We start from the raw sequence: 7,741 nt of genomic DNA, 5'->3' as shown, positions 1-7,741 counted from the left end.
AAAAACTTCGCATGAGTATGCAAAAAGTGATGAAAAGACCTTGTTAAACCGATTGGAAAACTACAAGTCTAATCATCTTTTATTTATGTACGATTTTTCAGTCCCTTTTGACAATAATATGAGCGAAAGGGATTTGCGAAAAGTGAAAAATCGGCAGAAGATGTCTGGTGGTTTTAGAAAAGAAAGTGGAAACGAAATGTATTGTTCGATTCTCACTATTGTAGAAACGTTAAAAAGAAGAAATCTCGGATTAATAGAAAATTTAAAGAAACTTTTTGTTGGAACCCCGGCTATTTTTTAGCCGGGGTAGGGGTGTTGGGTCAGTCGGAAGGCTGAACTGTTACCAAAAATAGTATTTAGTTAGTCCTATTTCTTGACTACCTTTTATTACTAATTAAGGCTACCATGTTTTGACAATATTTGCAATAGACAAAAGCTGTCAATTTCTGTTTGGGGACGGGGTTTTTTTGAAAAAACCCCGTCCCCAAACAGACTTCTACCTGTCCCTTTTGAATTGTGTATTTTTTTACTTTTCCGTTTTTGTGGGGGGTTCCGGTTTTTCTAACCTGTCCCTTTTTGGAATTGTGGAATGTTTTTGTACAATTTGTTTTTTACGCACTTTTTACATACGAAGAAAGCGCAAATCTTTTTCTTGATTTGCGCTTTCTTCGTATGCTTTTTATATAATCCAAGCCAATAATCCAATTAATACTAATATTCCTGCGATATACAAAGAGAATGCCGACTTATTTATTTCTTTATGATTTACTAAAAGTAGAATCAATCCTAAAAATAGTGAAATAACAATTCCTAATGAAATGTTCACGGTTGCTATGTATTTTCCATTTATATTATTTTGTGTAATGTTCGTAAAATTAACCATTATTAATGAGAACACTGATACGAATATTCCCATCAATGTTAAAATATTTGCATAGATATGATTAATTTTTTCATCTAAATTCTGACCAGCATCTTTTAAATTATTCATTCTCTCTTCGTACTCATCTTTGTATTTAGCTAATCCTAAATATTCGTATTCATTATTGAATGAGGCATTGGACTGTTGGGCATATGTTTTTTCAGGTACTTCGCATAATTCTTCAAAAAATATCTGTGCAATTGAATCGTTTTCTTTAATCTTTATAGTTCCTGAAGATATATTCTGTACTCTTAAATAAAGGTATGTTTTATGCCCTGGATAATAGTGTGGACCTGCTACATATAACCCCTGACGCATTCGTGAATTTTTTTCACCAATTCTTCCTATTAAGTCGTTCGGCATATGTATTTCTTCTACTGTTTTAATAAATACAACTTCACCCGGTCTTAATACATAGGACGGAACTATATTGTTATTTTCAACTATTCCACTAATATGAAGATCATAGGATACTGCATTAACATATTTTTCATCATAACAATTTCCGCAAAATATCTCATCATGACGATTTTTTATATTTTTATCTACTAATATCATAACCTTCCACCTCTTTTCACTAATATTTTTTATTATAACACTTCAATTGCAAAATTCAACTAATCCGCCATATCTTCTTATGTTTTCTTACATATGTTTTTCTTCCTATATATATCAGATGTGCGTCATGCAACGCATGACGCACATCTTGAATCAAGAATGCTGGGGCATTCTTGATTCTCTTATTCCTCGCTTCTTATTCTCTCGCTTCTGTTTCTTCTTCCAGCAGATTCTCCATGCTTTTCAGGCTGATGTACAGGGTTGATGTGTTATGAAGTAGTGCTGATACGGTTGGCTGGAGGATTCCGGTGACGCCGAGTATGATGAGGGCGGTGTTGAATCCTACGATGTTGCGGTAATTTTTGTGAATTCGTTTCATTAATTTATTACTGATCAGCTTCAATGTTACGATCTCGCTCAAGTCGTCGCCGCTCATGGTCACGTCTGCGATTTCGCGGGCGATCTCTGCGCCGTCGCTGATTGCGATTCCGATGTCTGCTGCGGATAGTGCCGGTGAATCGTTGATTCCGTCTCCGATCATGATGACTTTTCGTCCGGCGGCTTTTTCCTGCTCTACGAAGTTTGCCTTGTCTTCCGGCAATACTTCCGAGTAATATACGTCCACGCCTACTCGTTTGGCGATTGCTTTTGCGGTGCGGTCGCTGTCTCCGGTCATCATGACTACTTTGCTGATGCCTGCTGCCTTCAGATTTTTGATGATCTGTGGTGCTTCTGCTCTCAGCGGATCTTCGATGCAGATGACTGCTGCCAGTTTTCCTTCGATTGCCATGTACAAATGTGAGTATTCGGATGGCAGTTCTTGGAATTTTTCTTCCATTCCTTCTGGAATCTGGCTCTCTTCATCTTCGAATACGAAATGATAGCTTCCAACGACGACTTTTTGGTCATTGATTTTTGAGGAAATGCCGTGTGCCACGATGTACTCTACTTTTGAGTGGAACTCTTCATGGATAAGCCCTTTGTCCTGTGCTGCATTTACAACTGCTTTTGCCATGGAGTGTGGAAAATGTTCTTCCAGGCAGGCGCCGATTCTCAGCAATTCGTCTGGTGTCTTATCGCAGAATGGTACGACATCTACGACTGTCGGCTGTGCTTTTGTCAGTGTTCCTGTCTTGTCAAATACGATGGTGTCTGCTTCTGCCATTGCTTCCAGATATTTTCCGCCTTTGACTGTGACGTTGTAGCTGCTTGCCTCACGGATTGCGGACAATACGGAAATCGGCATGGCCAGTTTCAATGCGCATGAAAAATCTACCATCAATACAGCCAGTGCTTTTGTTACATTTCTTGTAAGAAGATAGGTAAGACCTGTTCCTGCCAATGTGTATGGAACGAGTTTATCCGCCAAATGTTCTGCCTTGCTTTCCAGTCCGGATTTGAGTTTCTCGGATTCTTCGATCATCGTCACGATCTTCTCAAATTTACTTGATCCATTTGCCTCTCTTACACGTATCGTAAGCTCGCCTTCTTCCACAACCGTTCCGGCATACACTTCTCCATTTTCTATCTTGCGTACTGCCACAGACTCTCCAGTCAAAGACGCCTGGTTGACCATTGCCTCGCCTTCCACAACTGTTCCGTCAAATGGAATTACATTTCCCATGTGGATGCGTACCATATCACCGCTCTTTACAGTTGAAAATGGTACTAATACTTCCTGACCGTCGCTGACAAGCCATACTTTGCTGATATTCAGTGACATGCTTCTTGCCAGGTCACCAACGGATTTCTTGTGTGTCCACTCTTCCAGTATTACGCCGATTCCAAGCAGGAACATGACGGATCCTGCAGTTGCGATATCTCCGCGGAACATAGATACTCCGATTGCGGTCGCATCCAATACCGGAACTTCAATCTTACCTTTTGCCAGTGTACGCACACCCCTCCAAAGATATTTCATAGATTTTACTGCTGTGATACATGCTCTGACCGAATATGGCAAAAATAATTTATTTCCATAATGATAGATTACACTTTCAACTAACTTATCCCAATATTCCTGATTCAGTTCGCGTCCGGAATTCTGTACATAATTTTCCGGAATGTCAACTTCCTCATAACGGAATGTTTGAAGCAGTTTGATTACTTTCTCTCTGTCGCCTTTGTAACAGATTGTAAAATCTCCCGTGCGGTTCTGTACTTTTGCAGATGTAATCATATCCTGGGATTCCAGATAATATTGCATCCGGTCTGCCTGCTCAAATGTCATTCTGTACTGTACAGCATGGGCACGGATCCTGCCTTTAATCTCATGCTTGATTACAAATTTCATGTATATTTTCCTTCTTTCCCTGCTTTCTTCCTTCCCTGCTTACCTCGCAGTGGTTCGCTTGCAGTGGTTCGCTTGCTGTTGATTCTCTTACAGCTTACCTCGCAGTGATTCGCTCGCAGTGGTTCGCTTGCAGTGATTCGCTTGCTGTGGTTCGCTTGCTATTGATTCTCTTGCAGTGGTTCGCTTGCTGTTGATTCTCTTACAACTTGTCAAAACACCTGCAGTCTTAACCACAGGTGTCCTGATTTTTCCTTACATTTTTATAATTATCACAATATTTTTTTGCTAGTTCTCCTTGAACTACCCTGCTGTCTGACTTTGCTGTCTGACTTACCTGTCTGACTTAGCTGTCTTATCTGCGGTCTTACTCGGCTGTCTCTTCCGCAAAATCTGTCTCATCTGCTTCTGCTGCTTCCTCTGCTTCTTCGACCTCTTCTGCTGCTACTTCCTCTGCGTACTCCTGCTCTTCTTTTGCTGCTCTGTCTTCGTTGATCTGTTGTGCTTCTGCATATACGTCCTCTGCATTTTCCTGAATTGTAGCTGCTGTCTTAAGCACGCACTCTTTTGCTCTTAAAACTGCTGCTGTACAGTTTGTGTATAATTTTTTAGCGTCCTTGCTGGACAGAACTTTGATTCCTGCAGTTCCGAATAATACTCCTGCTGCAAAGATTCCTGTCTTCTTTCCATCTACTTTTTTTAAGCCTTTTAAAATGTTTGACATCTTTTGTCTCCTGCCTTTCTTTCTACTTCTAGGTTCTTATATGATGTTAGTATATGTGATATGTACTTTTTGGTTCAGTACTATATCATCACTTTGAATTCACTAAATTGTAACGCATTTGTTTTTTCATTTCCACTTCTTTTTCCTTATTGATAATTATTGCTCACTTGAGCCGGCTTATTGATTTTTGTTCTCATTATAGCGGAAATTGAATATCATTACGCACGGATTATCTGTCTTTTTCTTCCTCATCCATATCCATTTCATCTATATACATTCTAAGTCCTACCGTGCTTGTGACTGGCAGGGAAAATATAATTGTTTTTTCTTTGCTGGCAAGTCCTGTCTGCTCCATCATGGCTTTCATGATTGCATTTTTCTGTTTCTTTCTTGTGACGATCAATATGATTTCTTTTTCTGCCGCCAGTGATACGCCAAGAAATTTTTCTGCTGTTTCCATGCCGGTTCCTTTCGCATGGATCACGGTTCCACCTCCGGCTCCTACACTTCTCGCCACGTCCATCATGGTGTCGATGCACCCCTGATTGGCAATTGCTACTAATAATTCATATTCTGTTTCTTTCAAAGTGGACTCCTCCTCCCGTTCAAATTTCTCGCTTTGTATCAGGAAATGTAATGTTTTTTCTCCGCCGATGCTGCTGAGTGGCACGATAAATGCAATTCCGGTTCCCGGCACGTCGATCTGCATCTTTACAATCATTTCCCGCCTTAGTTTCTTCCACGTTTCTTCTGTTACCACCGATAGAATTACGACCTTTTCTGATTCTTCCAATCCGAAATAGTCCAACATCTCACTATTTGCGGTTCCACGTCCCAATGTTGTAAAGAAAACCATATGCTCATTTTTCTTATAAAATTCTTCAAATTTCTTCTTTCGGTTCCGGTCTGTAATCGTCACCATCATATATAATCTACTCATAAATTATCTCCGAACTTTCTAATTTTCTTAAACATTTTCCATCTTCACTAATATGCGCCTTGTAAAAATCTCTATCCCTGTTTACAACTCGACTGTTTACAACTCAATGATTTCTTGATTGTCTACATTGTCTAGATTTTCTATGCACACTTTTATACTTGTGTAATCTTTTGCTGCCTGTTTTTCTTTCATCTGTTCCTGAATCTGATAGATCAGTCCAAGGATTTGAATTGTTATAAGCGGGGTCATTGCTACCATAGCTACCACTCCAAACGCATCTGTCACAACATTTCCACCTAGCGCCTCGCATGCTCCCATTGAAAATGGCAGTAAAAATGTTGCTGTCATCGGTCCGGATGCTACGCCTCCTGAGTCAAATGCGATTGCTGTGAATATTTGGGGCACGAAAAATGTTAATCCAAGGGCTACTGCGTATCCTGGGAGCAGAAACCACAAAATTGAAATACCGGTAAGCACCCGCACCATTGCCAGTCCCAGAGAGAGTGCGACTCCGATGGACAGACTCATTCCCATTGCTTTTGCGGAAATGGCTCCGGAAGTCAGTTCTTCTACCTGTTCCATTAATACATATACTGCTGGTTCCGCTTTTACGATAAAGTAACCGATCAGCATACCGATTGGCACGATGATCCATGGATAGGAAAGCCCCGCAATCACTTGACCCAGATAATTACCTGCCGGCATAAATCCCACATTTACCCCTGTCAGGAAAAGTACAAGACCTATGTATGTATAAATGATTCCTATAATAATTTTTACCAATGTCTTTTTGTGAAGATGTAATGATACAATCTGAAAAATGAAGAAAAATAAAATAATTGGCAGTAAAGAGATCAGCATTTCTTTCATATAATAAGGAAGCCCTTCTTGAAAAAGCTGCCACATTTCTACTGAATTATCGGTCTTCACAATCATTGTCTGTTCGTATCCACTTCCCCCTGGGTGGTAAAGTAAGCCAAGCAGCAATACTGCCAGAATTGGTCCGACTGAACACAATGCAACCAGACCAAAGCTATCATTTTCCGCGTGTTTATCACTTCGAACTGCTGAAAATCCGATTCCTAACGCCATAATAAATGGTACTGTCATAGGTCCTGTTGTTACTCCGCCTGAATCAAATGCCACTGTCAGAAAATCTTGTGGAACAATGCTTGCCAAAATGAATATGATCGGGTACAAAATTAAAAGCATATGTGCCAGTGGAATTCCAAATAACATTCGAAGTACTGCGGCTACAAGAAATATTCCAACTCCTGTTGCTACTGCAATAATCAGCGTGTAATTGGGAATGGATGGAACTTGTTCAGCCAATACTTGAAGATCCGGTTCTGATATGGTAATAATAAAGCCAAGGATAAAACACAGCACTATCACTACACTTATCTTTCTTGTATTGGTCAGTTTCGTTCCTATTCGTTCTCCCATAGGAGTCATCGCCATCTCCGCACCAAGTGTAAAGAACATCATTCCGATGATCAGGAGAACCGCACCAACAACAAAAGTCATCAGGACGCTGTTTGGAATAGGCGCAATGCTAAAGCATAACACCAGCACAATGCCTATGATCGGCAACACAGCTCCTAATGACTCTTTTAGTTTTTCCAGTAAATTTTTTTGATATAATTGTAATCCCATAAACGCCTTTCTTCTATATTTAATATGTATTAATTAATATGTATCCTTTAATAAAGTACCTTTTCGAACACTATTTTAATGAACTTGGGACTCGCTTAACGACCTTGGGACTCGCCCCAGCATCTTTTAATTATTTTAACATAAATGTAGTTGTTTTTTGAAGCTTTAAAGGCGTTAATATTATGCTAAGTTTTTAACAACTTGACGTAGGGTTTTGTATAATAGGAAATGCAATCCTGATTATACAAAAAAACCTGTAAGTATTATACTTACAGGTTTTAGCTCCCCGAGTAGGGTTCGAACCTACGACCCTTCGGTTAACAGCCGAATGCTCTACCACTGAGCTATCGAGGAATATTAGGTACATGTACCTTCAAAATCGCATATAAGAAACTTTTTAACATCTTACCTATCCACCTTACTTGGTTATGCCCTCGACCTATTAGTAACAGTCAGCTCCATGTGTTACCACACTTCCACCTCTGTCCTATCTACCTCGTCGTCTTCAAGAGGTCTTACAACTTTCGTTGGGATATCTCATCTTGAGGGGGGCTTCACGCTTAGATGCCTTCAGCGTTTATCCCGTCCCGGCTTGGCTACTCTGCTATGCTCCTGGCGGAACAACAGATCAACCAGCGGCCAGTCCATCCC

General features: G+C 40.2%; 6 protein-coding genes, 1 tRNA gene and 1 rRNA gene. 1 reads left to right on the top strand and 7 read right to left on the bottom strand.

Annotation, left to right across the window (positions count from 1 at the left end):
* Positions 1-301, top strand: a 301-nt coding sequence (locus G593_RS0117975) for an IS66 family transposase (protein WP_155961879.1), incomplete at its 5' end; no start/stop codon positions are given.
* Between the two features lie 378 nt (positions 302-679).
* On the opposite strand, the gene G593_RS0117970 is transcribed toward G593_RS0117975, so the two are convergent.
* The 7 genes from G593_RS0117970 to G593_RS0117940 form a co-directional block, all read right to left on the bottom strand.
* Positions 680-1,480 carry a dCTP deaminase gene (locus tag G593_RS0117970; protein WP_029732572.1) on the bottom strand — a complete coding sequence of 267 codons (801 nt, stop codon included), beginning with the start codon at positions 1,478-1,480 and terminating at the stop codon, positions 680-682.
* 196 nt (positions 1,481-1,676) lie between these two features.
* Entirely contained in the window at positions 1,677-3,773 is a 2,097-nt protein-coding gene (locus G593_RS0117965) for a heavy metal translocating P-type ATPase (RefSeq protein ID WP_029732570.1), read from the bottom strand.
* Positions 3,774-4,137: 364 nt separating this feature from the next.
* A complete protein-coding gene (locus G593_RS0117960) occupies positions 4,138-4,494 on the bottom strand; it encodes a DUF6110 family protein (RefSeq protein ID WP_029732568.1) in 357 nt (118 codons plus the stop codon).
* Positions 4,495-4,723: 229 nt separating this feature from the next.
* Positions 4,724-5,434, bottom strand: a complete 711-nt coding sequence (locus G593_RS0117955; RefSeq protein ID WP_029732567.1) for a hypothetical protein — start codon at positions 5,432-5,434, stop codon at positions 4,724-4,726.
* A gap of 96 nt (positions 5,435-5,530) precedes the next feature.
* Positions 5,531-7,090, bottom strand: coding sequence for a DUF1538 domain-containing protein (locus tag G593_RS0117950; protein ID WP_029732566.1), 1,560 nt, complete (start codon positions 7,088-7,090; stop codon positions 5,531-5,533).
* A gap of 282 nt (positions 7,091-7,372) precedes the next feature.
* Positions 7,373-7,444 (bottom strand) — tRNA-Asn (locus tag G593_RS0117945).
* Positions 7,445-7,512: 68 nt separating this feature from the next.
* Positions 7,513-7,741 (bottom strand): 23S ribosomal RNA (locus G593_RS0117940); the annotation flags it as partial.

The organism is Dorea sp. AGR2135, assembly GCF_000420885.1.
GTDB lineage: Bacteria > Bacillota > Clostridia > Lachnospirales > Lachnospiraceae > Dorea > Dorea formicigenerans.
The sequence above is the reverse complement of the archived record's forward strand: the minus strand, read 5'-3'. Positions and strand labels throughout refer to the sequence as shown.

What these genes read in the sequence shown, in the direction of transcription:
- G593_RS0117965 (WP_029732570.1), bottom strand. Translation starts at nt 3,773, where the DNA reads ATGAAATTTGTAATCAAGCATGAGATTAAAGGCAGGATCCGTGCCCAT.
- G593_RS0117950 (WP_029732566.1), bottom strand. Translation starts at nt 7,090, where the DNA reads ATGGGATTACAATTATATCAAAAAAATTTACTGGAAAAACTAAAAGAG.
- G593_RS0117970 (WP_029732572.1), bottom strand. Translation starts at nt 1,480, where the DNA reads ATGATATTAGTAGATAAAAATATAAAAAATCGTCATGATGAGATATTT.
- G593_RS0117960 (WP_029732568.1), bottom strand. Translation starts at nt 4,494, where the DNA reads ATGTCAAACATTTTAAAAGGCTTAAAAAAAGTAGATGGAAAGAAGACA.
- G593_RS0117955 (WP_029732567.1), bottom strand. Translation starts at nt 5,434, where the DNA reads ATGAGTAGATTATATATGATGGTGACGATTACAGACCGGAACCGAAAG.